The following is a 23,837-nucleotide window of genomic DNA, read 5'->3' as shown; positions in this document are numbered from 1 at the left end:
GCTCCGCAGACGCTCGCGCGATTCATCATACAAGTTTTGGTATTTGTATGTTGACTGGATTTGAGCCGTTTTCTACCAATCATGCAGTTCCCAAAGCGCAATAGCGCTGCCGGTGCTGGCCAGAATGCAGCCAGCAGGGGTGCCGATGCCTAGAGCAAAGCGCACGGACATGCATATGGGAGGATACCATGTTTCATCTGCCTAAATTGGCAGCGACGGCGCTCGTCGCTACGACCCTGATGCTTTCGACTGCCAGCGCGCAAACCGTGCTGCGCTCGTCCGACACGCATCCCGACGGCTACCCAACGGTGGAAGCAGTCAAGCATTTCGGCGAATTGCTGAGCCAGAAAACCGATGGCCGCTACAGCGTCGAAGTGTTCCATTCCGCCCAGCTGGGCGAGGAAAAGGACACGATCGAGCAGACCCAGTTTGGCGTCATCGACATGAACCGCATCTCGATCGGTGCCTTTGGTACGCAGGTGCCGGAAGCCACGGTCACGCAGCTGCCCTATATCTTCCGCTCGGCCGATCACTTCCATGCGGTGCTGGATGGCCCGATCGGGGAAGAAATCCTGGGCGCCTTCGACAAGGTGGATGTGGTGGCGCTTGCGTTCTACGATGGTGGCGCGCGCTCGTTCTACAACAGCCAGAAGCCCATCACCTCCCCGGCTGACATCTCGGGCATGAAGATGCGCGTCATGCAGTCCGATATCTTCGTCGATATGGTCGCCGCCTTTGGTGGCAATGCCACGCCCATGCCCTATGGCGAAGTTTATTCGGGCATCCAGACCGGCGTGATCGATGGCGCCGAAAACAACTATCCCAGCTACGACACGGCCGGCCATGCGGAAGTGGCGAAATACTATTCGCTGGACGAGCACCTGATGGTGCCCGAAGTGCTGGTGATCTCTAAGGTGGTCTGGGATGGCCTGACGCCAGAAGACCAGGCGCTGTTCCGCGAAGCCGCCAAGGAGTCCGTTGCCAAGCAGCGCGAGCTCTGGGCCGCCAAGGAAGTGGAATCCAAGGCTGCCGTGGAAGCACTCGGTGCCGAGATCAACGAAGTCGACAAGGCTCCCTTTATCGAAGCGATGAAGCCGGTCTACGACAAATATGTCACCGACCCGGCGCTGCAGGATCTGGTTGCCCGCATCCAGGCGACCGAAGGCTGATCGAAAAGGAACGGAGGCCGGCGCACGGGCGTCGGCCCATTCCACCGCGCTCCGCCGCATGGTGCTGACGGGGGCGCGTGACGCCTTGCGGGCCACGACGGGTGGCTCGGCAGGCTCACCCATGAGGTCCAACTGCAATGCGAACCTGGCTCTTGCCCACCAGCCGCTGGCTGGGACAGCTCTCGACCGTCATTTTATGGCTGGCCGGCATTGGCCTCGTGGCGATGACGGCGATCGTTGCCTACCAGGTGTTCATGCGCTTTGTGATCAACGCTTCCCCCGCCTGGACGGAGAGCGGCTCGATCATGCTGATGACCTGGTTCATCTTCCTGGGCGCAGCCGTGGGGGTGCGCGAGAACTTCCATATGGGCTTTGACGTGCTGCTCTACGTCCTGCCGCCGGGCGCCAAGCCATGGCTGCGGGCCCTCAGCGATCTGTGCGTCTTGGCCTTTGCTTTAGGCATGGTGGTTTATGGCAGCGAATTGGCGGTGCGCTATTGGTCGACCCGCATTCCCGTGCTCGGCCTGCCTACATCCTTTACCTACTTCCCCATCGTTTTGTCTGGCGCGCTGATGTGCCTGTTTGCCGCCGAGCGCCTCCTGCTGCGGCTGGCCGGCGAGCCGATCGATGATGTTGCCGCCGACCCGACGATCACCGAGGCCTGAACACAATGGAATACTGGATCCTTTTCGGCGTCTTTACCGTGCTGATGGTGATCGGCACCCCGATCGCGTTCTGCCTCGGGATCGCGAGCTTTGCCACCATCGTTTATCTCGGACGCCCGCCGGTGGTGGTGTTCCAGCAGCTCAATTCGGGTGTGTCGGCGTTCAGTCTGCTTGCCATTCCGTTCTTCATCTTTGCCGGCGATCTGATGATGCGGGGCGGGATTGCTTCGCGCATCATCTCCTTTGCCGGCTCGCTGATCGGCCATGTGCGGGGCGGTCTGGGGCAGGTCAATATTGCCGCCTCAACACTGTTTGGCGGCATTTCGGGCTCAGCCGTAGCGGAAGCTGCGGCGGTGGGTGGCATCATGATCCCGCAGATGAAGGCGCGCGGCTATGGCGCTGATTATGCGGTCAATGTGACCTCCATGGCGGCGCTGATCGCGCTGCTGCTGCCGCCCAGTCACAACATGATCATCTATTCGCTCTCGGGCGGTGGCAATATCTCGATCGCCGACCTGTTCACCGCCGGGATCATTCCGGGCTTGCTGTTGGCGGTTGTGCTGGCGATCACCGCTTATTTCGTTGCCGTCAAGCGCGGTTACCCCACCGAGCCTTTTCCGGGCTTTCGGCGCGCCGGCTACTTCTTCCTTGTTTCCATCCCTGGCTTGATGCTCATCGTCATCATCTTTGGCGGGGTGCGCTCCGGGATATTCACCGCGACAGAAAGCTCCTGCATCGCGGTGATCTATGCGCTGCTCGTGACCCTCATCATTTACCGCTCGCTCAACTGGAGCGAGTTCGTCCAAGCCGTGCTGGGGGCGGTGCGGACCACGGCAATGGTGTTGTTTATCATCGGAGCGGCGGCGAGCTTTGCCTGGCTAATGGCCTATCTGAAAGTCGCGCTCATTCTGACCGAAGGCATGGCTACGATCTCCTCGGACCCCCTGCTGGTCCTGCTGATGATCAATGTGGCCCTGCTGCTGCTGGGCACCTTCATGGATATGGGACCACTGATCATCATCACGACGCCGATCTTCTTGCCGATGGTGAAGGCATTTGGCGTGGACCCCGTGCATTTCGGGGTGATCATGATCCTCAATCTCGGGATCGGGCTCAATACGCCACCGCTCGGGCCGGTGCAGTTCGTGGCGGCTGCGGTGGGCAAGATCAGCGTGATGGAGGCGATGAAGAGTATCTGGCCGTTCTACCTTGCCGGCATCGTGGTATTGGGCCTGGTTACCTATATCCCCGCCCTGTCGCTGTGGCTGCCGGCGTTGTTCAGGGGATAGGCGATGAGCGCAACCGAAAGCTCCCCTGCCCTGCGAAGACCAAAGCTTGCTGACCTCGTGACCGGAACGCTGCGCCGGCGGATCGCGGCGGGCGAATATGACGCCAGCGGCAAGCTGCCGACCGAGGGCCAGATGACGACGATCTTCGGCGTCAGCCGCACGGTGGTGCGCGAGGCAATCGCAGCTCTTGCAGCCGACGGGCTGGTGCAGTCGCGCCAGGGCGCCGGGGTGTTCGTTGTGCCCAGTCCGGCCAGCCCCTTCAACGCCCTGGGGGCGGAAAGCGCCAACAAGATTTCCGTCGCCATCAACGTGCTTGAAGTGCGTATGGGCATCGAGATCGAAGCCGCGGGTCTGGCAGCGGTGCGGCGCAGCGCCAGCCAGGAAGCTGCCATTCATGAGGCCTGGAACGAGTTTGGCCGTTTGCTCAAGCTGGGAATTCCCACGGGCAAGACAGACTTCGCTTTCCATCGGGCGATTGCCGCGGCAACCAACAACCCATTCTACACCGAGGTGCTCGAAGCGCTGGGTAGCCGAACCATTCCATGCGATGTGGCCTCGCCCTGGAGCACCGAAACTGTTCTAAGCCGTGAGTATCAGGCCGGGCTGCAGCGAGAACACCGCGATATCATGGAGGCGATCTCGGCACAGGACGCGGCCGCCGCACGTGAGGCCATGCGCCAGCATCTTTCCCGCAGCCAGGAGCGCTATCGCGCCCGCCTGCGCACCGTCTAACCCGCTTACCGAGGACCAGTTATGACCACTGAACATGAAATTCGCTTTGCCATCGACCCGGTCAGCGCGGCCACCATGAACACCGAGGAATTGCGGGAGCATTTCCTGATCGAGAGCCTGTTTACGCCGGGCGCAGTAAACTGGACCTATACCCATTATGATCGCATGGCCGTGGGTGGCGCCATGCCGGCAGGCTCGCCGCTCACGCTTGAATCCATTGCGCCTACTGGCACGGCGGCTTTTCTGGATCGGCGCGAACTGATTGCCGTTAATGTTGGCGGGCCCGGCAGCATCGAGGCGGATGGCACCAGGCACGAACTCGCGCCGCGCGACATGCTTTATATCGGCATGGGCAGCCAAGCGGTCACGTTCGCTTCGGCCGGCGAGAGCGAGCCGGCCAAGTTCTACCTGCTGAGCGCACCGGCACACGCCGGGTACCCGACCAAGCTCATCCGGCAGAGCGACGCCAAGCGGCTCGACCTCGGCAGCCAGGAAACGGCCAACGAGCGTTCGATCTTCCAGTTCGTCAACGCCGATAGCGTGCAGACCTGCCAGTTGGTGGTCGGGCTGACGAGTTTTGCCCGGGGTTCGGTGTGGAACACCATGCCGGCCCATGTGCATGACCGGCGCATGGAAGCTTATCTCTACTTCGATCTCAAGCCCGATGCGCTGGTGGTGCATCTGATGGGCGAGCCCGAAGAAACCCGGCACCTTATCGTGCGCAACGAGCAGGCGGTGATTTCCCCGCCCTGGTCGATCCATGCAGGCGCAGGCACGGGGTCGTATACTTTTATCTGGGCCATGGCCGGCGACAATGTCGACTATACCGATGTCGAGAAGGTCGGCATGGATCAACTGCTGTGATGGACCTTTCGGCATTCAGCCTTCAAGGCAATACGGTGGTGGTGACCGGCGCCAATACGGGGATCGGCCAAGGCATCGCCGTATCGGTCGGACGGGCCGGCGCACGCGTGATCGGGGTTGGCCGATCCAGCATGGATGAAACTGCGGGGTTGCTGGCCGAACTGGCGGCCCCGTTCGTGCCAGTGCAGGCAGACCTGAGTTCAAGCAGCGCCGCCCAAGCCATGTTCGATGCCGTCTGGGACCAACATGGTCCGATTGATGGGCTGGTCAACAATGCTGGCATCATCAGGCGGGCCGATGCGGTTGACCTCACGGAAGCCGATTGGGACGATGTGATGGACACCAATCTCAAGAGCATGTTCTTTCTGTGCCAGGCCTTGGGGCGGAAGGCGCTGGCGGCGAACCGCCCGGCGCGGATCGTCAACATCGCCTCCATGCTCAGCTTTCAGGGTGGCGTGCGGGTGGCGAGCTATACGGCGTCCAAGAGCGGTGTGCTCGGCATCACCCGGCTGCTGGCCAATGAATGGGCGGCGCGGGGCATCAACGTCAATGCCATTGCCCCCGGCTATATCCAGACCAACAACACCGCGGCCCTGCGGGCCGATCCGGAACGTTCGTCCGCGATCCTCGGGCGGATTCCAGCGGGGCGCTGGGGTGCCCCTGCCGATATTGGCGATGCGGCAGTGTTCTTGCTGTCCAACGCTGCAAACTACATGCATGGCGCTGTCATCCCCGTGGATGGCGGCTGGCTCGCGAGGTAATGAAATGAAGCTTTTTGCACAGGCGAACGAAACCTCCTGGACCGAACTGGGCCCGGGCAATAAACGCCGGGTGCTGATCCACACCGACGAGTTGATGCAGGTCGAGTTCGCCTTCGAGGCCGGTGCGATCGGCGCCCTCCATAGCCATCCCCATATCCAGGTGAGCTATGTGGCGGAGGGCTCGTTCGAAGTCACCATCGACGGGGTAACCCAAACCGTGGGCGAGGGGGGCAGCTTCATCGTGCCGTCAGGGCTGGTCCATGGCGTCAAGGCGCTTGAGCGGGGCCGCCTCGTGGATGTGTTCACGCCACATCGTGCCGATTTCCTCTAAGCAGTTCTGCGGCCCTGCGGTCTGCCGATGAAAAGCGCTGATTATTGAACGTCTCGGTCACCTCGGAAGGCGTGAAAACTAGTTTGCGCCGTGCTAAGCGGCAACGGTCTGAAATTTCGGAGCTGCAGCATGGATCGGCTGATTGAAACTTTCGAAGCGATCGTCGGACCGGGACATGTGCATGTGGGCGAGCGCGCCACCCGCCGCTTCCGCAAGGGCTATCGCTATGGTGACGGGGAGATCCTCGCGGCCGTGCGGCCGGCAACGCTGCTCGAGCAATGGCGGGTGCTCGAGGCCTGCGTCGCGGCTGATGTGATCGTCATCTTTCAGGCGGCCAATACCGGGCTGACGGGCGGGTCAACGCCTGCAGGCAACGACTATGATCGGCCCATTGTCATCATCAACACGATGCGGATCGACCGGATCGACCTCATCGAGGAAGGGCGGCAGGTGATCGCCCTGCCCGGCGCCACCCTAGACAAGCTGGAAAAAGCGCTCCGCCCCATAGGCCGCGAGCCGCATTCGGTTATTGGCTCGAGCTGCATCGGGGCGTCGGTCACGGGCGGGGTGTGCAACAATTCGGGTGGCTCGCTGATCCGGCGCGGGCCGGCCTACACGCAGTTTGCCCTTTATGCGCAGATCGATGCGGAAGGACGATTGCAGCTGGTCAACCATCTGGGTGTGGCGCTGGGCGATGATCCCGAGACGGTGCTGTCGCGGCTGGACCGCAAGGATTATCGGGACAGCGACATCACCCATGCGAGCAATCAGTGGGCCTCGGACAAGCAATATTGCGAGCATGTGCGCGATATCGATGCCCCGACGCCGGCACGGTTCAATGCCGATCCACGGCGGCACTATGAGGCTTCGGGCTCGGCCGGCCGCATCGGCGTTTTTGCGGTGCGGCTCGATACGTTCGAGGCCGATAAGGATGTGACCGTGTTCTATATCGGCGCTAATGACCCCAATACGTTGGGGGAGATCCGGCGCGATATCCTCGCCAGGTTCGAAAACCTGCCGATTGCCGGGGAATATATCCACCGGGAGGCCTATGAGACCGCGCAGGTCTACGGCAAGGATTTGTTCCTGTTCATCCGAGCTTTCGGCACCGACAATGTGCCCAAGGCCTATGCGGCCAAGAGCTGGTTCGATGGCCTGACCGAGCAGCTGCGGCTGGGCTCGACCATTGGCGACCATGTGCTCAACGCGCTGGCGCGACTATGGCCCGAGCACCTGCCCAAGCGCATGAACGAGTATCGCGACCGCTATGCCCATCACCTGCTGCTCAAGATGGGCGGCGCCGGCGTGGCTGAAGCGCGCCAGTATCTTGCCGCGCGCCTGCCAAGTGGGGATGCGGACTTTTTCGAATGCACCAAGGAGGAAGGGGAAGCTGCGTTCCTCCATCGCTTCGTCGTGGGTGGTTCAGTGGTGCGCTATCGCGCCACGCACAAAAAGACGGTCGAGAATATTGTGGCGCTCGATGTCGCCCTGCCCCGCAATGCGGTTGATTGGTTCGAAACCCTGCCTGCCAGCATTACCGAGCGGATCGAGCGCACGATCTATTGCGGGCATTTCTTCTGCCATGTGCTGCACCAGGAATATCTGGCCAAGAAGGGCGTGGATTGCCATGCGCTCGAAGAAGAGATGCTGGCGATCCTCGACACGCGGGGCGCGCAATATCCGGCCGAGCACAATGTGGGGCATCTCTATAAGGCGCAGCCGGCGCTTGAGGATTTCTATCGGAGCCTTGATCCAACCAACAGCTTCAACCCTGGCATCGGCAAGACCTCCCGCAAGAAGATGTGGGCGGCCTGATCAACCCGGTTCAGGCTGGGCCGCGCCGAGTTCGGTCTTGGCGCGGTTTTCGCGCAGATAGATGATGAAGCTCGAGGCGAGGATGATGGCCGCGCCGAGGAGCGTCAGCGGGCGCGGCAGATCGCCGAAGAATAGATAGCCCAGGATGATGGCCCAGGGCAGCAGGGTGTATTGCAGGGGCGCGATGGTTGCCGCATCGGCCAGCTTGACCGCACGATTGACCCCGATATGGGCCACCATGGCCACAACGCCGAGCGCGCCGAGCAGCAGGAAGTCGGGGGCGGTGGGCGTGGTCCAGCTGAAGGGGGTCAGCACCAGGCCTGCGACCAGTGCGCCGCCGAGCTGGAACAGCACCAGCGTGGTATCGGGCGTGCCGCGCAGGCTGCGGCCAGTGATCATCATTAGCGCAAAGGCCAGCGTGCCGACCAATGCGGCGCCGAGCGCAATGAAATTGATCTCACCCGAGGGCGTCAGCGCCACGAGCACGCCGACAAAGCCCAGGGCAATGGCCGCCCAGCGCACCGGACCGACCTTTTCCTTGAGCAGGATTGGCGAAAGGGCTGCGACATAGATGGGCGCGGCAAGCCAGTAGGTCATCACGTCGGCGAGCGGCAGATAATACACCGCCCAGTAAAAGCAGAACACTTCGGCGGTGGAGAACACGACGCGCATGAACTGCAGCCACGGGCGCTCGGCCGAAAGGATCGGGCGCAGTCCCGCTTTCCACAGGAAGGGCAAGAGGATCAGCAGCGCCACGGCGGAGCGCAGCAGCAGGACCTGACCGACCGAATAGGTCGAGACCAGCCACTTGCCCATCGCATCATTGAGCGAGAACAGGAACATCGCCAGCAGCATGACGAGCACCCCCATTCGAGCGGGGGACATGGCTGGCTTAGATGTGGTCACGTCACTTCTCCGTCGGCGCCTGAGCGGCGGTGGATGGCATCGGGGCGGGTAAACAACTCAGGCAGAAGCTCAAGCCCCAAGCCGGGCGCGTCGGTGACCGAAATCTCGCCTTTGCTGACGAGGGGCAACGCGGTCACAAGCTCGGTGTACCAGCCGGTGTAAAAGGCTCGCACCGACTCCTGGATCAGGGTGTTTCGCGCATGGAGCGAAAAATGGCAGGAGGCCATGAACACGACGGGACCCGTGCAATCATGGGGCGCCACCGGAATGTGGTGCGCTTCGGCGAGTGCAGCAATTTTCCGGGCTTCGGAGAGGCCACCGCACCAGGACAGATCGAGCATGGCAACGCCCGCGACACCGGTCGCGAGATAGTCGCGGAAGGCATGGGGATAGGCCAGCGTTTCGGAGGCACAGATCATCGCATCGGAATGGGGGGCATAGGCCTTGAGCGTCTCGAGGCTATCCATGCGAACAGGATCTTCGTGCCAGAAGGTGTCGTAGGGCTTGAGCGCTCGGGCGATGCGCTGGGCGGCCGGCAGCTTCCACAGTGAGTGGAACTCCACCATGATGTCCATCTTGTCGCCTACCGCCCGGCGTATGCGCTCAAAGGGCGCCAGAGCGATGGTGAGCTCCTCGGCAGAGATATCCAGGCCATTGGTGCGCTCGGCCGCCAAGTCGAAGGGCCAGATCTTCATGCCGGTGATGCCCTGCTCGAGCAGGGAGTGGGCTAGATCGTCGGCGCGGTTGAGGAATGCGTCCAAGTCTTCGTATGGACCGGGGGCGGCTTCGCCCATGCCCCAATTGGCAACACTTTGCGCGCGCGCATCGCGGATGTAACGGTAGCCGGCGCAGGTGTTGTAGGTGCGGATCTTGTCGCGCGACTTGCCACCCAGGGCCACCGAGATCGGCACCCCAAGCACTTTGCCGAAGATGTCCCAAAGCGCGATATCCACCGCGGAATTTCCGCGTGTTTCCACACCGGCCCCGCGCCAGCCAAGATAACCGATCAGGTCCCGATTAATGGCTTCGATCTGCAGCGGGTCACGGCCGATCAGTTTTGGCGCAACTGTCTCGTGGATATAGGCTTCAACGGCTGCGGCGCCCATGAAGGTTTCGCCCAGACCGCTCACGCCCTCGTCGGTGCGCAGAATAATCCAGACAATGTTGGCAAATTCGGCAAGCCGAAGCGTTTCGACGCCGGTGATCTTCATCTAGGCAATCCGGGAGCGGTTGTCCGCGCCGTGCTGAGTAACGAGCAGCGGATTGGGTAGGCAGGGCGGGATAGAAGAGGCGGAACCAAAGCACTGGTCCCGCCCCCGTGATGCGCTCGCGGGTTTAGCCGCGGATTTCGGCTAGGGCCGCGTTGACGCGCTCGACGACCTCGGCACCGATGGTGGCGGCACTGCGCTCGTAGACGCCCTGCACGGCTTCGCGGATCTTGGCCATGTTCTCTGGCGAGATGTCGTTGACCTCGAGGCCCGCATCCTTGATCCGCTGGAGCGACTGCTCGGAAAGCGTGCGGCTGGCTTTGCGCTGCACGTCGCGGCCAACCACGGAGCATTCCTGCAGGATCTGCTGCTCTTCGGCCGAGTAGGTGTCAAAGATTGGCTTCGAGAACAGGACCATGAACGGCGTATAGGCGTGGCGGGTGTTGGAGACGTAATCCTGCACTTCAAAGAAGCGCGAGGTGTCGATCGTCACATAGGGGTTTTCCTGCGCATCGATTGCGCCGGTTTCGAGGGCCGTGAACACTTCGCCGAATGCCATTGGCGTGGCGTTGGTGCCCAGCGTCTGGAAGGTATCGAGGAAGATGTTGTTCTGCATCACGCGAACGCGCATGCCCTTGAAGTCCTCAAGGCTTTCCACCGGACGCAGCGAGTTGGAAAGATTGCGGAAGCCGTTCTCCCAATAGGACAAGTTGACCAAGTTGTGCTTCGGCATCATGTCGGCGATGTACTGGCCGAATTCGCCATCCAGCAGGGCATCAGCTTCCTGTTCGCTCGAGATCAGGAATGGCAGATCAAACACGCCCAGCGCCGGCTCGATGGCGACAAGTGGCGAGCTCGAGGAAATCACCATTTCCAGCGTGCCGGAGCGAAGGGACTGGGCGGACTGCAGATCGTCGCCCAGCGCCGAGCTCCAGAAGGCGTTGACGGTCCAGGCGCCGTCAGTGCGCTCGGCGATGCACTGGGTCATCGCATCGACGCCGTCGCCCACCGGATGATCGGCGGCAATGCCGTTGGCGATGCGAATGGTGCGCTGGGAAACTTCGGCGCTGGCCGGGACGGTCAGGGCCGCGATCAGAGTTGCCGATACGCTTGCGGCAAGAAGTGCCTTGAGTGTCATGTGGTTGTCCTCCTCTTTTGGACGTCGTTCTTTAGTCGTCAGGTCCTCGCGGCGGGGCTAGCGCAGCCAGCGCAACGGCGTGAGGACAAGTTCTGGAAACAGCACCAGCAGCAGCAACACAAAACAGTGCGCCAGCAGGAACGGCATCACGCCGGTGATAACCTTGCCAAGGGGCACGCGCGCCACGCCGCTCACCACATTGAGCACGACACCAACGGGCGGCGTCAGCAGGCCGATGCAGTTGTTCATGATGAACAGGACGCCGAAGTAGACCGGGTCGATACCGGCCTGACGCACGATGGGCATCAGGACCGGGGTGAGGATGAGAATGGTGGGGGTGAGATCGAGCGCCGTACCGACGACGAAGACCAGCACCATGATGAGCAGCATCAGGAGCAGTTGGTTGCCCATCACCGGCTCAAGAATGCGGGTGATCTCGCCCGGGATGTTGGCGCTGGTGATGAGCCAGGCCGAAACCAGCGCACCCGCTACCAGGAACAGGACCACCGATGTAGTCTTGGCGGCGCGCAGGAACACCCAATAAAGATCGACGAGCTTGAGTTCGCGATAGATGAACAGGCCGACGAACATGGCGTATACGGCGGCGATCACACCAGCCTCGGTTGGCGTAAAGATGCCGAAGCGAATGCCGCCCAGAATGATCACGGGCATCATCAGCGCCCAGCCAGCACGCAAGGTGGCACGGCCGCGGGCACCCCAATCCTGCTTCGGCAGGACCTCGACGCCATCCCGGCGCGACACGATGGACCAAGCAACTAGCAGCGCCACCGCCATCAGCAGGCCCGGCACGATGCCGGCCAGGAACAGCTGAGTGATCGACACATTGGCGGCCACGCCAAAAACGATGAAGGCGATGGAAGGTGGGATCACTGGGGCGATAATGCCCCCCGCTGCGATCAAGCCAGCAGAACGAGGCACGTTGTAGCCGGCCTTGCTCATCATGGGGATCAGAATGGCGGCCAGCGCTGCCGTATCGGCGGCGGCAGAACCCGACAGCGAGGCCATGATCAGGGCTGCGAAGATGGCGACAAAGCCGAGGCCGCCACGGAGATGCCCAACAAAGGAGATGGCGAAATCGATGATGCGCTTGGACAGGCCACCCGCATTCATCAACTCGCCAGCGAGGATGAAGAACGGAATGGCCAGCAGAATGAAGCTGTTGGTGCCATCGACCATGTTCTGGGCGACGATCTGGGGATTGAAGATGCCCATATAGGTCATCAGCACGATGCCGCAGAACATCAGCGCAAAGGCGATCGGTGCGCCGATAGCCATGGCGCCCAGCAGTGACGAGAGGAATACGAACAGCGTCATTCGCCGCGCTCCAGCAAGCTGTCGATACTCTCGTAGTCACCCACGAACTGGGCGATCTCGCCTTCGGTCACCCGGCCGGTGAAAATTCGGAACAACCGCCAGATCGCGATCACACCAATGCCGGCCGCGGTAAAGAAGGTGACACCGAACACATAGGCCAGGGGCATGCCAGCGACTGGCGAACGCATGGAGGCGTTGATCGGCGCCTGCATCCAGGTGCCCCAGAACAGAACCACCACGCAAAACAGGATGAGGATGTTGGTCAGCGCCATGCAGATGATGCGGCCACGGCGGCCGAACCGACGAACCAGCGTTTCGACACCCAGATGACCATTCTCACTGAAGGCCAACACGGCCCCGATAAAGGTGAGCCAGACAAAAAAGAACCGGCTCATTTCCTCGGAAATGACCAGGCCGGAATTAAATCCGTAGCGAAGCACGACATTGAGAAAGATCATGGCCGCCATGCCTGCAAGCAGCAGCACAAGGGATACTTCGATGATCCTGCCGATGCCCGAAGTGAGCCGCCTCATGGCAAGCATGCCCCGAGTGTGGCGAACGGAGTCGCATTGGTCACGATGATCTTCTCCCCACAGCCTGCCGCGCATTGCGGCCTGCCGCTCTCCCCTCACGACTGCTCTGGTCAGCCGTCAATATAGACAACGGCTTAAATGACAGCGTATGTCATTGTCAACGGCTCACCTGCTGCGGACGGGTGCATTTGGAGGGGCGATGGGGGAAAATGGCAGAAGTTACAGAGCGGTAACGCTCAAGGATGTCGCGGCCGCTGCTGGTGTAAGCGCTATCACCGCATCTCGCGCTTTGCGGACGCCTGACATAGTGTCCGGGCTTGCTTTGGCGAGGGTAAAAGAGGCCGTTGCGAGTCTCGGCTATACACCTAACCAGGCAGCCCGCGCGCTCGCATCCGCGACCACCTCGACCATCGGGGTGATCATCCCATCCCTGACCAACCAGGTCTTTGCGGAGGTGCTGCGGGGCATTTTCGACGCGGCGGAAGGCACAGCTTACCAAGTGCAGCTGGGCAATTCGCGTTATACGAACCGCAAGGAAGAAGAGCTTCTGCGCTTGTTTGGTGCACAGCGTCCCGCGGGGCTCGTGGTAGCGGGAATCGATCAAAGCGAATTGGCGCGTGCCATGCTCGACAGCTTCGGCTGTCCGGTGGTGCAGATCATGGACATCGGCGCCAGCCCAATCGACATGATGATCGGGTTTGACCACCGGGAAGGCGGGCGCGCCGCGGCGCGGCACCTGCTGGAGAAAGGTTATCGGCGTATCGGTTTCATTGGAGCCCGTATGGACCCGCGCGCGCAACGGCGGCTGGAGGGATATCGGGACGTTTTGCAAGCTGTCGATCTGTTTGACGAAAGGCTGATCTATACCAGCCCGCACCCATCTTCGGTCACCCGAGGCGCGGAGATGCTCGCCGATTTTCTTGAACTGGTGCCGGATGCAGATGCCGTATTCTGCAACAATGATGACATGGCCCTGGGCGCCCTTTTCGAGTGCCAGCGGCGACATATCCGCGTACCGAGCCAATTCGGCATTATGGGCTATAACGACCTGGAATATGCTGCAGCGAGCGCGCCGAGCGTGTCATCGATCCGCACGCCGCGCTACGAAATGGGGCGCCAGGCGATCGACATGATCATCGCCGCCGCCAATGGCGAGCGCCCTGTGCCCGCGGTGGTGAACCTTGGTTTCGAGCTCAAGGCGAGAGACAGTACGGATCGTCAGATTCGCGACTGACGCCAACCTATCGCCCATGAAAAAGGGGCCCGAGCGAACTCAAGCCCCAGACATTCTCGAGACGTATTGGTCGCCTATCGGGAGTTCCGGCCAATGACGGCGCCCGTCGCGCCACCGGCGACGCCACCGACAACGGCGCCGGGCGTGCCAGCGACCGCGCCGCCGACAACTGCGCCAGCGCCAGCGCCAATCGCAGCGCCAGCGACAGTACGCTCAGTGGTGGTGCACGCAGTAAGGGACATGGCCCCAACAAGGACCAAGGCAATAGGTGCAATCTTCTTCATGTTTTCCTCCGGAGGTAAGATGGAGAGTGAACCACTAAAATCCTATGTGGTTCCAACCGAGATTGCCGCAACTTAGATCAAAGCCGCAAGGATTGTCGTTGAGGGAGTGGGACTTACCTTCCTGGATTGCCGAAATGGGCTCCTGGCGTCAGCCGCTTGTAGTGTAGGTGGCTAGCAACCAGGCCTTCAGCTCGGACTTATCCAAAATGGAAGCGGGCAACTGGTCGGGCAAGGCAAAGCCGTGTCGGCGCAGCGTCGCGCTCAGCGCGAGAGCGCGGTTTTGCGGGTTGACGACCTGCATTGTTCGTTCTGCGATCTCTGCCGCGAGGGTCTTGGACATGCGTTTTGTCAATGTTTCACTCCGAAGCTGACAGGCGCCAGTGAACGTAAAGCACGAGGCCAGCTTCTGTATGGCACTTCACTCTCGCGGGTTGAACCGGCAGAGCATGTTAACGGGCTGGAGACGAGCCTTGCGGCTGTGCGATATCATCCTATCTGGAACAAGTGCATGGCTCGCCGTGGGGAGATAGAAATGACCAACAAGTTCCGAACCTCCATTGTGTCCCTCAGGGCGATGGTGCCCGAAACGGCATTCACCGCCTCGACCCTGGGTACGATCCGCGAAGGCAGCGGCGTCGTCATCAACACCACCGGCCTGGTCCTGACCATCGGATATCTCATCACCGAGGCTGAGGAAGTATGGCTAACCACGCATGACGGGCGGGTTGTCTACGCCCATGTGCTCGGCATCGACCAGCAAACCGGATTTGGCCTCGTCCAGGCTTTGGGAGAACTGGATCTCCCTGCCCTTACCCTTGGCAGTTCCGGAGCCACCAAGTTGGGCGATATCGGCACTATCATTGATGGGGAAGGCAGTGAGGTGCTGACCGAGATAGTCGCCAAGCAGGAATTCGCCGGTTACTGGGAATATCTGCTTGATGAGGCGATCTTTACCGCCCCATTCCACCCTTCCTGGGGCGGGGCTGCGCTGGTGGATCCGCAGGGTCAGCTGATCGGACTGGGTTCGCTGCGCCTGCAGATGCTGCAACTCGGGCGCACCACGGACATCAATATGTTCGTGCCGATCGATTTGTTGAAGGACATCCTTGATGACCTCGTCAACCTCGGGCGGTCGCGGAACGAGCCTCGCCCGTGGCTAGGCGTGTTCACGGCCGAGCAGAACAACGAGGTGATCGTGATGAGCGTCGCCGAGCACGGCCCCGCTGCAGACGCGGGGCTCAAGAGCGGGGACATCATCAGTGAGCTCGACGGCCATGCTATCAATGGCCTGAGTGATTTTTACCGCAAGCTTTGGACCACGTCGCCGGTGGGCTCCGAGTTCGCCTTGCGCCTGGTCCGAGACGGAAGAGACAATTGGGTCCGGGTAAAAACCGCGGACCGCAACAGCTTCCTGCAAAAGCCGCAACTGCAGTAACGAACAACGCCCCTGCCCCGAGGGATCGGAGCGGAGTGGGATCAGGAGGTAATTTCTCGAACAGCCAAGTCGGCCATGGCCAGGATGGCGTCGCGAGACTTTGCCGCCGCGATGAACCGCCCATTGTGGCAGAAGCTCGCGCCCTCGACGCCGCAGACGGCCTCGAGATCGCCATTGGTCAAGCCTGCCCATGCGGCGGGAAGATCCGCGCGGAGCTTGAATTCGCCTTGCACGACCGGAATGCCGCCCAGGCACCAATCCTTGTCGCGGGGATGGACCACAAAGAGCAGGTGGTCGGCACCTGATTTCGCGATCGCTGATCGGTATGGCATGCCCTGGGGAAGCTCTAGGATCCGTCCTGAGCCGGCTGTTTCGATGGCCTGCAAAACCACTTGTTCCGCGCGCAATTTGGCAGCCCTGCGAGCGACATTGCCCTCAACAAACCGGCTGACGATGGCGAGAGCTTCGGCAAAGGCTCTGTCTTCGCTGGCTGGATCGGCCTGATCAAAGGGGGGCTTGAGACTATCCAGCAAAGCCGGCAGGGTTAGTTCGGCCAGGGCCCCCGCGACGCTGGCGCTGAGCGCGCCATTGTCCATCAGGTCGACCGGGAGAACGAATTCGCTGTCAAAGGAGGCGTGCACCTCATCCAAATTGGCGTCGATGATCCCTGAGGCACGGAGATAATCGCGTCCGTAGTGCTTCCAGACCAAGCCAAAGGAGCTGAACGGCTCGCCGCTGTCCCGAACCGGCGCACCGCGCTGATGGTGATCGAATATCTGTGCTGCGGCATCATAGGCGCCGCCAACATCGTAGATGATGCGGTCTTGGGCGGGAGTAATCCACTGTGCAGCGCGGGAGCGGATTAGTTGCGCATCGGGGAAGAGCCGGGTCAGAACGACGCTGGACAGGAGTTCGTCGGCGTGAAAGCCACCGGAGTGAGTAACGAGAAAGTTCGGCTGCAAAACGGGAACGCGCCTTTCTTGGGCAGATCGATACGGCGCCTAGCATCTGGCTCGCCGATAAACCAGTGGCGCATGGCAACAAAAGTGCGGGAGGCGCCAAGCTCTACCCCGAATGGCGGATGATCAGAAGCGCAGGACTCAGCGAACAGCAGCCGATCGCTGAACCGGCCGCTCGGGGCAAATTGCGCAGTCTTCTGGGTCAACGCTGGCTTGGCTATCGGCTGGCGAAGTAGGGGTTCTCCGGGAAATCTCCTACCAAGCAGCGCGAGAAGCCGCGGGTGCCGGGCCGATAATCGAGCCGCACGCATGCCGCACGGCGGTCAGCTTCCGGAAACGCGGCGACATAGCCGCGGCCGGGCCGCAGCGCCGCGACGGAATCCACATTTCCCCTGGCGAGTGGCGGTTCGACGCGCCGAACCACTGGCTGCGGCTGAACAATAACCGCAGTTGGTGGTGATAAGACCACGACGCGCTCTCGAGACGTAGAACAGCCTGCCAGTGCCACAGCGGCTGCGAAGACTACAAGGACTTTACGCATGATGATCACCTCTGCTTGAAGAACACCCGTCTTATTGGTTTGTTCCCGAGCGCATTGAGGTGCAATTTCAGCTTATTTATGCGAGTATTTCTACAGTGACCGACGCGGTCCCGGAGCCGATCATGCCGATGGCCTGGGCAGCGCCTTTGGAAAGGTCGATGATCCGGCTGCCGACGTAAGGTCCACGATCATTGATCCGCACGATGACGGACTTGCCGTTCTTCTTGTTGGTCACACGAACCTTGGTGCCGAACTTGAGGGATTTGTGAGCCGCGGTGAGCTGGTGCATATTGTACTTCTCACCATTGGCCGTGGTGCGCCCGTGAAAGCCGGGGCCATACCAGGAAGCCACACCCGACAAGGTGCTGTCCTTGGCGAAAGCTTGTGGAGCCATTGGAACTGCGGCGAGGGTGAGGGAAAGAGCAACGGCGGCGGCTTTGAAAATCTTCTGCATTAAGGGAACGATATCTCGCTGTTGACGTTGAGGTCAGCATTAAAGGGATCGTTGCGGCCTCAATGGGCGGACGGAACGGCTGGATTAGGGTGATTCTGGGACCATGCCGCATTGCGTCCTTATTGTGGGGCGTTGCTGCCCAACATGCGTCCAAACCAGGATCGTCAACCCTGCGACAGGTGTGCCTGGTCGACGCAGGTCGCGTGTAGCTGGACATTGAGGACGCTCCCCAAGCGCCGCTGTAACCTTTACTCGCACGCGCCAGCGGAGATGTTGGACCTGTTGGGAACAGGGATTTAGCACTTCAATGCCGCGGAAAGCCCGCACTACAGGGCTCGGGAGATCGGGAGATCGGGAGCGGAGCACGCAGCAAAGAACAGGAAACTACCCTTGATGCACCCTCTCTATCTCGTGACCGGGGAGCGTCTTGCGGGTAGGCCAGCCGCAACTATCTAAGGGTTAAGCCGGTGCGCGATCCCCTCCTCGCGGCCGCCGGCGAAAAGAAGGCCCTGGCGCTGTTATAGCTGCCGGGGCCTTTGTTTTTGTGCGCTTGCCTAAGCCTGCGCGATCGGGTCAGAAGGTCTTCGCGCCGTTAACGAACAGGCGCACGGAATACAGTGTCGTCGTGGCGCAGATAAAAAGTCGGTCCCGCTTGGGTCCGCCAAAGCATACATTGGCGACGACTTCGGGAATGCGCACCTTGCCGATCAGCGTGCCATCGGGATCATAAACGTGCACGCCATCGGCAGCCGAGGTCCAGATGCGGCCTGCCGTATCGAGGCGGAAGCCGTCGAACAGCCCGGCCGTGCAATCCGCGAACACCCGACCGCCTGAGAGCGTGCCATTCTCGCCGACCTCGAAGACGCGCATATGGGCCGGGTTCTGCGGACCGTGGGTGCGGCCGGTGTCAACGACGTAAAGCAACTTTTCATCGGGCGAGAACGCAAGGCCATTTGGCTTGACGAAGTCATCACAGACAATGGTGAGCGCGCCGGAAGCGGGATCGATCCGGTAGACATTGGACGCGCCGATCTCGCTTTCGGCCTTGTTGCCCTCGTAGTCAGAATCGATGCCATAGGTCGGGTCGGTGAACCAGATCGAGCCGTCTGACTTGACCACCACGTCATTGGGGCTGTTCAGCCGCTTGCCGTTGAACTTGTCGGCAAGGACCGTGATGGAGCCGTCATGCTCGGTGCGGGTGACGCGGCGGGTGCCATGTTCGCAGGTAACAAGGCGACCCTGGCGGTCAACGGTGTTGCCGTTGCTGTTGTTGGCGGGCTGGCGGAAGACGCTGACGGCGTCGCTGGCCTCATCATAGCGCAGCATGCGGTTGTTGGGCGCGTCGGACCAGACGAGGTAGCGCCCGGCCGGGAAGTATGCGGGACCTTCGGCCCAATGGCAGCCTTGATAAAGCTTGTGGACGTTGGCCGTGGTGCACGGCAGGCGCGCAAAGCGTTCGTCCAGAACTTCATAATCCGATGCAGCCAAAATACCCTCCTCCGAGATTGCTTCTTGGGCTCTTACCTGAGCGCCTGACGCGTGCCAGTGATGGCGATCGCGGCAACGATGATCAGACCGGTAAAGACGTCCCGCAAGCCCGAGCCGAAGCCTGCGGTGTTGAGCAGAGTGGACACCATGAACAGGAACAAGGCACCGCCCCAGAGCCCAGGGACATTGGCCCGCCCGCCCGCGACCGAGGTGCCGCCGAGCACGACCACGGCGATTGAGGTCAGCAGGTATTCGCGGCCCATCGACAGCGAGGAACCTCCCGAAAATCCGGCCAACAGCGCGCCGCACAGCGCGGCAAGAGCGCCGGAAAGCACATAGGTCAACAGCCGGGTGCGCTCGACCGACAGGCCGGCGAAGCGGGCGGCGCGCATGTTCTGGCCAGTGGCGAGCACGGTGCGGCCATAGATGGTGCGGTGCAGCACGATCCCTGCCACGACCGACAGGGCGATGGCGACGATGGCGAGTACGGGAACACCTAGAAAGCGCGAGAAGGTAAAATCGGAGAGCGCCGCGGGCGGCTTGATCTGCAGACCGCGGCCATAGCTGATGCCGACGGACTGGATAATGAAGCTCGAGGACAGGGTCGCCACGATGGGCGGGATACGGAGGAGCCTGATCAGGAGATAATTGAAGCCACCGATCAGGATGCCGCAGGCGAGCGCGGCAAGGAGACCCCAGAGGATAAGGCTGTTCTGTCCATCCATGACCTTCATGGCGACGGCGCTGGCCAGGCCGATGGTGGCCGGGATCGACAGGTCGACATTGCCGGGCCCGAGGGTGATGACGAACATCTGGCCCAAGCCCACCATGACGGTGAACACCGAGAAGGACAGGGCGGCGACGAGCATGCCCTGGGCGCCCTGCCCCGCAATGGAAAAGGACAGCACCCAGACCAGAAAGGCGCCGAGGAATGACCAGAGCCAGACCGGCAGACTGCTTAGGGTGAACCGCGAAAGGGAAAGGGTCTGATCGGTCATTTTTCAGCTTTGCTGATGAGCACGCGAGCGGCGAGGATGATGATCAGGAACATGCCTTGGGCGCCGACCTGCCATTCCTGCGGAATGCGGCCGCCGGGCAGGAACGGCACCTGGAAGAAGTTCAGCGCCGAGGAGGCCAGTTGCAGCACCAGGGCTCCGATTACCGCGCCGATGGGCGAGATGCGACCGCCAACGAACTCGGCGCCGCCGATCACCGCTCCGGCGATGGAGAGCAAGGTGTAGCCGGTGGCCATATTGGCGTCGGCGCTGGAGGACACGCCGACGAGCGTCATGCCGGCCAGAATGCCGAAGACACCGGCCAGGGCAAACATGGCGACCTTGGCCTTGAGGATGGACCAGCCGGCACGATGGACCGCGCGGGCATTGCCGCCAACGCCGCGCAGCACCGCGCCATAGGAGGAGCGCATCAGGATGAGGTGTACGACCACCCCAATCACGATCGCCAGCAGGACTGGCATTGGGATGAACGGGGGCTGGAGGGCCATGAAGTCGCGCAGAAAGCCGGGGGCGGAGCCGCCGGGTGTCGGGCGGATCAAGAGGGCGAGGCCCGCCCAGAAAAAGCTCAGGCCCAGGGTCACGACGATGGAGGGGACGTTGCGCAAGTGGATGATGATGGCCGCCAGCATGTAAACCAGCACGCCGCCGGCCAGCATCAGCGCGGCAAGCAGCGGCGCTTCGGGCATATAGGTGGCGGTGACGCAGGCGACGAAGCCGACAAAGGCACCGATCGACAGATCGAGCTCGTTGGTGGCCATGACGCACATCTGGGCGATGGTGGCCAGAGCGACGGGAATGGCCAGGTTCAGCATCAGGTTGAGGCCGAAGTAGCTGATCGCCCGGGGATTGAAGTACCAGATCGCGGCAAGCACGATGACGAGCGAGACCGCCGGCAGGGCGCCGCGCAGCAGGCGCTGACGGGAGGACGCAGCCAGGTTCTGGCCGCGTGCCGTGGTCGAGATATCGGTGGTCATGCCGCGTCCTTGTCCTTGAACGAGGAGCCAATCACGCTGGCCTCGGTAATGTCAGCGCCCTGCAGTTCGCCCACGATGCGCCCGTTCTGGAACACGTAGACGCGGTCGCAATATTCGAGCTCTTCGAACTCGGTGGTGTACCAAAGGAAGGTTCGGCCGCCCGCTGCCTGCTCGGCAATGATGTCATAGACCTCGAGCTTGGTGCCGATATCGACGCCGCGCATGGGATCGTCCATCAGCACCACGGCGGATGTGGTCGAGAGCGCCCGGGCAAAGAGCGCTTTTTGCTGGTTGCCGCCGGATAGGGAGAGAATTTCGTCGTCAAGCGAGGGTGCCTTGATCGCCATGGTTCGGCCCCAGCGGCTCGAAAGCTCCCGCTCCTTGGCGCCTGACAGAAGCAGGCCGTTGCGGAGCACCGGCAGCGAGCCGACCGCGATGTTGTCGGCGATGGACCAGAGCGGGAAGATGCCATCGGCTTGCCGGTCGCCGGCGACGAAGGACACCGCGCCCGTGACGGTGATTTCGGGCTTGCGGGCGCGGGCCGCTTCAAAGACCTGCACCAGGAATTCGGTCTGACCATGCCCGGACAAGCCAGCAAGGCCGATGACCTCGCCGCGCCGGGCAACGAAGGGTAGCCCCCTGCCCGCCCGTTCAGCCTTGACGGCAATGGGAGCGTCGGCGAGGGAGCGGATCGAGCGCTCGCGCGCGGCGCGGTCAGGATGCTCGCCGCCGCTCATCAGATCGACGAGGCTGTCGCGCGAGAAGTTGGCGACCGGGCCGGAAGCTACGAGCTGGCCATTCTTCATCACCGCGATCTGGTCGGAGTAGTCGAGGATTTCGCCCAGCATATGCGAGATGAGGATGCACGAGACCCCGCTCTGGACCTCCTTGCGCACGAACTCCAGTAACTGGCGCGACGTGGTCGCATCAAGCGAGGATGTCGGTTCATCGAGGATCACGAGGCGCAGCACGCCTTCGCTGACGGTGAAGGCTCGAGCGATCTCGACCATCTGGCGGCGGCCGATGGATAGGTCGGAGACTACGGTGTCGGGCGAAATGTCGTGGCCGGGAAAAATGCGCTCCAGCATGGCGCTGATCAGCGCACCGGCCTTTTTGCGCCAGCCCCAGCCCTTGATGGAAGGATGGAGGATGCGGGTGTTCTCCGCCACTGTGAGGTTGGGGCACAAGGACAGTTCCTGAAACACGCAGCGCAGCCCGAGGGTTTGCGCCAGGTGCACCGAAATCTGGTCGTATTGCTGCCCGCCGACCTGGATGCGGCCCTGATCGGGTCGCAGCGTGCCGGCAAGGACATGCATCAAGGTCGACTTGCCGGCGCCGTTATGGCCGACAAGTCCGAGGCACTGGCCCCCGGCAATCAACAAGTTGACGTCGGACAGGGCGCGCACCGCGCCAAAGGAGCGGGAAACACCCGCCAGCTCAATTGCCGATCCGTTTGGCGCGGTCATGGCTTACTTCTGCTCTCGCCTAGAGGTTGTCTGCGATGGCCTGGATGGCTTCCTCTTGCGAGTATTCCTTGTTGGCAACGCCGCCGACCGGCGTGTTGGCAACAGCTTCATCCAGCGTTTCCTGGGTGACGGTCAGGTAGGGAACGGTCACGTCCTTGGGGATTTCCTTGCCGTCAAGGATCTGCTGGGCAACCCAGAAGGCGAGCGTCGAGATGCCGGGCGCGATGGTGCCGGACCAGGTCTCGTAACCATTGGCATCGCGCTGCTCCTGCCACCAGGCCAGCTCGTCCTGACGGTTGCCCATGATGATGATCGGCACATCACGGCCGGCAGCACGGAAGGCCTGAGCCGCGCCATAGCCGTCGCCGCCCTGGGTGACGATGGCATCGATCTCGGGCAGCGAGGGCAGCACGGTCGACACAGCGCGCTGGGCCGTGGCCTGATCCCAGTTGCCGGTAGCTTCACCCACAATGGTGAAGTTTGGATGAGCCTTGACGCCGTCGGCGATACCTTCATGAATGAGGTTATCAATGGAAGTGCCGGCAAGACCACGGATTTCCAGGAGATTACCGCCTTCGGGAAGACGGCCGGCGAGATAGTCGAGCTGCTGCTGGCCGAGCTGCTTGTAGTCGACCGCCACGCGCCACGCGCAAGGCTCGGACACAGTGCCATCAAACGAGACAACAACGATACCGGCGTCGCAGGCGGCCTTGACGGCGCCGTTCAGGGCGTCGGGGGAGGCGGCATTGATGACGATGGCGTCGTAGCCCTGCAGGATCAGGTTTTGGACCTGGGCGGCCTGGGTGGGCACTTCCTGATCGGCGGTGGTGAAGGTGTCGACGGCCGCGACGATCCCGTCGGCAACCGCCTGGCTCGTCACCTTCTCCCAGCTTTCGAGCATGGCCTGACGCCAGGAATTACCGGCATAGTTGTTGGACAGGGCAATGCGCTTGCCCGATGTTTCGGCATGCGCGATGCCGGTCAGGCTGGTCGATGCCAGAACTGCAGTCAGCAGAATCAGTGAACGCTTCATTGATATTCCTCCTCGCCGCCAGGCGGCCCTTTGAACCCCTCGTCAGCTCGCGCAACACCTGAGCAGCTTACCTGCTTCTTTGGACGGGTCGCTTCGCACCAGGTTGTCGGATGCGAGCTGGCTCTGTTCTGTCCGATTTCGTAGTATATAGGATATTGATTAGCAAGCTGGCTTGTGGTGGTTTGCAGAGCAGGTTGCTGATGGGGA

At 61.8% G+C, this 23,837-nt stretch carries 24 protein-coding genes; 10 read left to right on the top strand and 14 right to left on the bottom strand.

Annotated elements, in window-relative coordinates:
• Window positions 1-188: 188 nt before the first annotated feature.
• The 8 genes from ELX51_RS06365 to dld all read left to right on the top strand — a co-directional run bounded on the left by ELX51_RS06365 (window position 189) and on the right by dld (window position 7,626).
• The gene (locus ELX51_RS06365; RefSeq protein WP_127752734.1) at window positions 189-1,169 is read left to right on the top strand and encodes a TRAP transporter substrate-binding protein; all 981 of its coding nucleotides are present in this window, start codon (window positions 189-191) and stop codon (window positions 1,167-1,169) included.
• A 137-nt stretch (window positions 1,170-1,306) separates the two neighbouring features.
• Window positions 1,307-1,834 carry a TRAP transporter small permease gene (locus ELX51_RS06360; RefSeq protein ID WP_127752733.1) on the top strand — a complete coding sequence of 176 codons (528 nt, stop codon included), beginning with the start codon at window positions 1,307-1,309 and terminating at the stop codon, window positions 1,832-1,834.
• A gap of 5 nt (window positions 1,835-1,839) precedes the next feature.
• A complete protein-coding gene (locus ELX51_RS06355; RefSeq protein ID WP_127752732.1) occupies window positions 1,840-3,123 on the top strand; it encodes a TRAP transporter large permease in 1,284 nt (427 codons plus the stop codon).
• A gap of 3 nt (window positions 3,124-3,126) precedes the next feature.
• Window positions 3,127-3,855 (top strand): FadR/GntR family transcriptional regulator, encoded by a 729-nt coding sequence (locus ELX51_RS06350; protein ID WP_127752731.1) that lies wholly within the window; start codon window positions 3,127-3,129, stop codon window positions 3,853-3,855.
• 21 nt (window positions 3,856-3,876) lie between these two features.
• Entirely contained in the window at window positions 3,877-4,719 is an 843-nt protein-coding gene (gene kduI, locus ELX51_RS06345; RefSeq protein ID WP_127752730.1) for a 5-dehydro-4-deoxy-D-glucuronate isomerase, read from the top strand.
• Window positions 4,719-5,480 (top strand): 2-dehydro-3-deoxy-D-gluconate 5-dehydrogenase KduD, encoded by a 762-nt coding sequence (gene kduD, locus ELX51_RS06340; RefSeq protein ID WP_127752729.1) that lies wholly within the window; start codon window positions 4,719-4,721, stop codon window positions 5,478-5,480. Before kduI ends, kduD begins: the two co-directional genes overlap by 1 nt.
• 4 nt (window positions 5,481-5,484) lie before the next feature.
• Window positions 5,485-5,811 (top strand): cupin domain-containing protein, encoded by a 327-nt coding sequence (locus ELX51_RS06335; protein ID WP_248305265.1) that lies wholly within the window; start codon window positions 5,485-5,487, stop codon window positions 5,809-5,811.
• Between the two features lie 129 nt (window positions 5,812-5,940).
• Window positions 5,941-7,626 (top strand): D-lactate dehydrogenase, encoded by a 1,686-nt coding sequence (gene dld, locus ELX51_RS06330; protein ID WP_127752728.1) that lies wholly within the window; start codon window positions 5,941-5,943, stop codon window positions 7,624-7,626.
• Here dld and ELX51_RS06325 read toward each other — a convergent pair whose 3' ends face one another.
• The 5 genes from ELX51_RS06325 to ELX51_RS06305 all read right to left on the bottom strand — a co-directional run bounded on the left by ELX51_RS06325 (window position 7,627) and on the right by ELX51_RS06305 (window position 12,746).
• A complete protein-coding gene (locus tag ELX51_RS06325) occupies window positions 7,627-8,511 on the bottom strand; it encodes a DMT family transporter (protein ID WP_127755191.1) in 885 nt (294 codons plus the stop codon). It lies immediately after the preceding gene.
• Between the two features lie 17 nt (window positions 8,512-8,528).
• Complete coding sequence (locus ELX51_RS06320) at window positions 8,529-9,743, bottom strand: mandelate racemase/muconate lactonizing enzyme family protein (protein WP_127752727.1); 1,215 nt, start codon at window positions 9,741-9,743, stop codon at window positions 8,529-8,531.
• A 124-nt stretch (window positions 9,744-9,867) separates the two neighbouring features.
• Window positions 9,868-10,878 carry a TRAP transporter substrate-binding protein gene (locus ELX51_RS06315; RefSeq protein WP_127752726.1) on the bottom strand — a complete coding sequence of 337 codons (1,011 nt, stop codon included), beginning with the start codon at window positions 10,876-10,878 and terminating at the stop codon, window positions 9,868-9,870.
• A 57-nt stretch (window positions 10,879-10,935) separates the two neighbouring features.
• The gene (locus ELX51_RS06310; protein ID WP_127752725.1) at window positions 10,936-12,213 is read right to left on the bottom strand and encodes a TRAP transporter large permease subunit; all 1,278 of its coding nucleotides are present in this window, start codon (window positions 12,211-12,213) and stop codon (window positions 10,936-10,938) included.
• Complete coding sequence (locus tag ELX51_RS06305; protein WP_127752724.1) at window positions 12,210-12,746, bottom strand: TRAP transporter small permease; 537 nt, start codon at window positions 12,744-12,746, stop codon at window positions 12,210-12,212. Before ELX51_RS06305 ends, ELX51_RS06310 begins: the two co-directional genes overlap by 4 nt.
• Before the next feature lie 199 nt (window positions 12,747-12,945).
• Here ELX51_RS06305 and ELX51_RS06300 point away from each other — a divergent pair, with 199 nt between their 5' ends.
• Entirely contained in the window at window positions 12,946-13,980 is a 1,035-nt protein-coding gene (locus ELX51_RS06300; RefSeq protein WP_127752723.1) for a LacI family DNA-binding transcriptional regulator, read from the top strand.
• 74 nt (window positions 13,981-14,054) lie between these two features.
• Here the strand turns inward: ELX51_RS06300 and ELX51_RS06295 are convergent, their stop codons facing one another.
• Both ELX51_RS06295 and ELX51_RS06290 read right to left on the bottom strand, forming a co-directional pair.
• Window positions 14,055-14,264, bottom strand: coding sequence for a YMGG-like glycine zipper-containing protein (locus ELX51_RS06295; protein ID WP_127752722.1), 210 nt, complete (start codon window positions 14,262-14,264; stop codon window positions 14,055-14,057).
• A gap of 148 nt (window positions 14,265-14,412) precedes the next feature.
• Window positions 14,413-14,604, bottom strand: a complete 192-nt coding sequence (locus tag ELX51_RS06290; protein ID WP_127752721.1) for a hypothetical protein — start codon at window positions 14,602-14,604, stop codon at window positions 14,413-14,415.
• 192 nt (window positions 14,605-14,796) lie between these two features.
• On the opposite strand from ELX51_RS06290, the gene ELX51_RS06285 reads away from it, so the two are divergent.
• Entirely contained in the window at window positions 14,797-15,699 is a 903-nt protein-coding gene (locus ELX51_RS06285) for a S1C family serine protease (protein ID WP_127752720.1), read from the top strand.
• 41 nt (window positions 15,700-15,740) lie between these two features.
• Here ELX51_RS06285 and ELX51_RS06280 read toward each other — a convergent pair whose 3' ends face one another.
• From ELX51_RS06280 to ELX51_RS06250, 7 genes are all read right to left on the bottom strand, one after another.
• Window positions 15,741-16,661 (bottom strand): MYG1 family protein, encoded by a 921-nt coding sequence (locus ELX51_RS06280; protein ID WP_127752719.1) that lies wholly within the window; start codon window positions 16,659-16,661, stop codon window positions 15,741-15,743.
• 614 nt (window positions 16,662-17,275) lie between these two features.
• On the bottom strand, window positions 17,276-17,593 hold the full coding sequence (locus ELX51_RS06275) for a septal ring lytic transglycosylase RlpA family protein (protein WP_248305264.1): 318 nt from the start codon (window positions 17,591-17,593) through the stop codon (window positions 17,276-17,278).
• Between the two features lie 633 nt (window positions 17,594-18,226).
• Complete coding sequence (locus tag ELX51_RS06270; RefSeq protein ID WP_127752717.1) at window positions 18,227-19,141, bottom strand: SMP-30/gluconolactonase/LRE family protein; 915 nt, start codon at window positions 19,139-19,141, stop codon at window positions 18,227-18,229.
• 32 nt (window positions 19,142-19,173) lie between these two features.
• Complete coding sequence (locus tag ELX51_RS06265) at window positions 19,174-20,139, bottom strand: ABC transporter permease (protein WP_127752716.1); 966 nt, start codon at window positions 20,137-20,139, stop codon at window positions 19,174-19,176.
• A complete protein-coding gene (locus tag ELX51_RS06260) occupies window positions 20,136-21,131 on the bottom strand; it encodes an ABC transporter permease (RefSeq protein WP_127752715.1) in 996 nt (331 codons plus the stop codon). Before ELX51_RS06260 ends, ELX51_RS06265 begins: the two co-directional genes overlap by 4 nt.
• Window positions 21,128-22,597: a sugar ABC transporter ATP-binding protein gene (locus ELX51_RS06255; RefSeq protein ID WP_127752714.1), complete on the bottom strand. Its 1,470-nt coding sequence runs from the start codon at window positions 22,595-22,597 to the stop codon at window positions 21,128-21,130. Before ELX51_RS06255 ends, ELX51_RS06260 begins: the two co-directional genes overlap by 4 nt.
• Window positions 22,598-22,616: 19 nt before the next feature.
• Window positions 22,617-23,630 (bottom strand): ABC transporter substrate-binding protein, encoded by a 1,014-nt coding sequence (locus ELX51_RS06250; protein ID WP_127752713.1) that lies wholly within the window; start codon window positions 23,628-23,630, stop codon window positions 22,617-22,619.
• Window positions 23,631-23,837 lie beyond the last annotated feature (207 nt).

This window comes from Devosia sp. 1566, assembly GCF_004005995.1.
In the GTDB taxonomy this organism is placed as follows: Bacteria; Pseudomonadota; Alphaproteobacteria; order Rhizobiales; family Devosiaceae; genus Devosia.
Note: the sequence above shows the minus strand (reverse complement) of the source record. Positions and strands in the feature narration are given on the sequence as shown.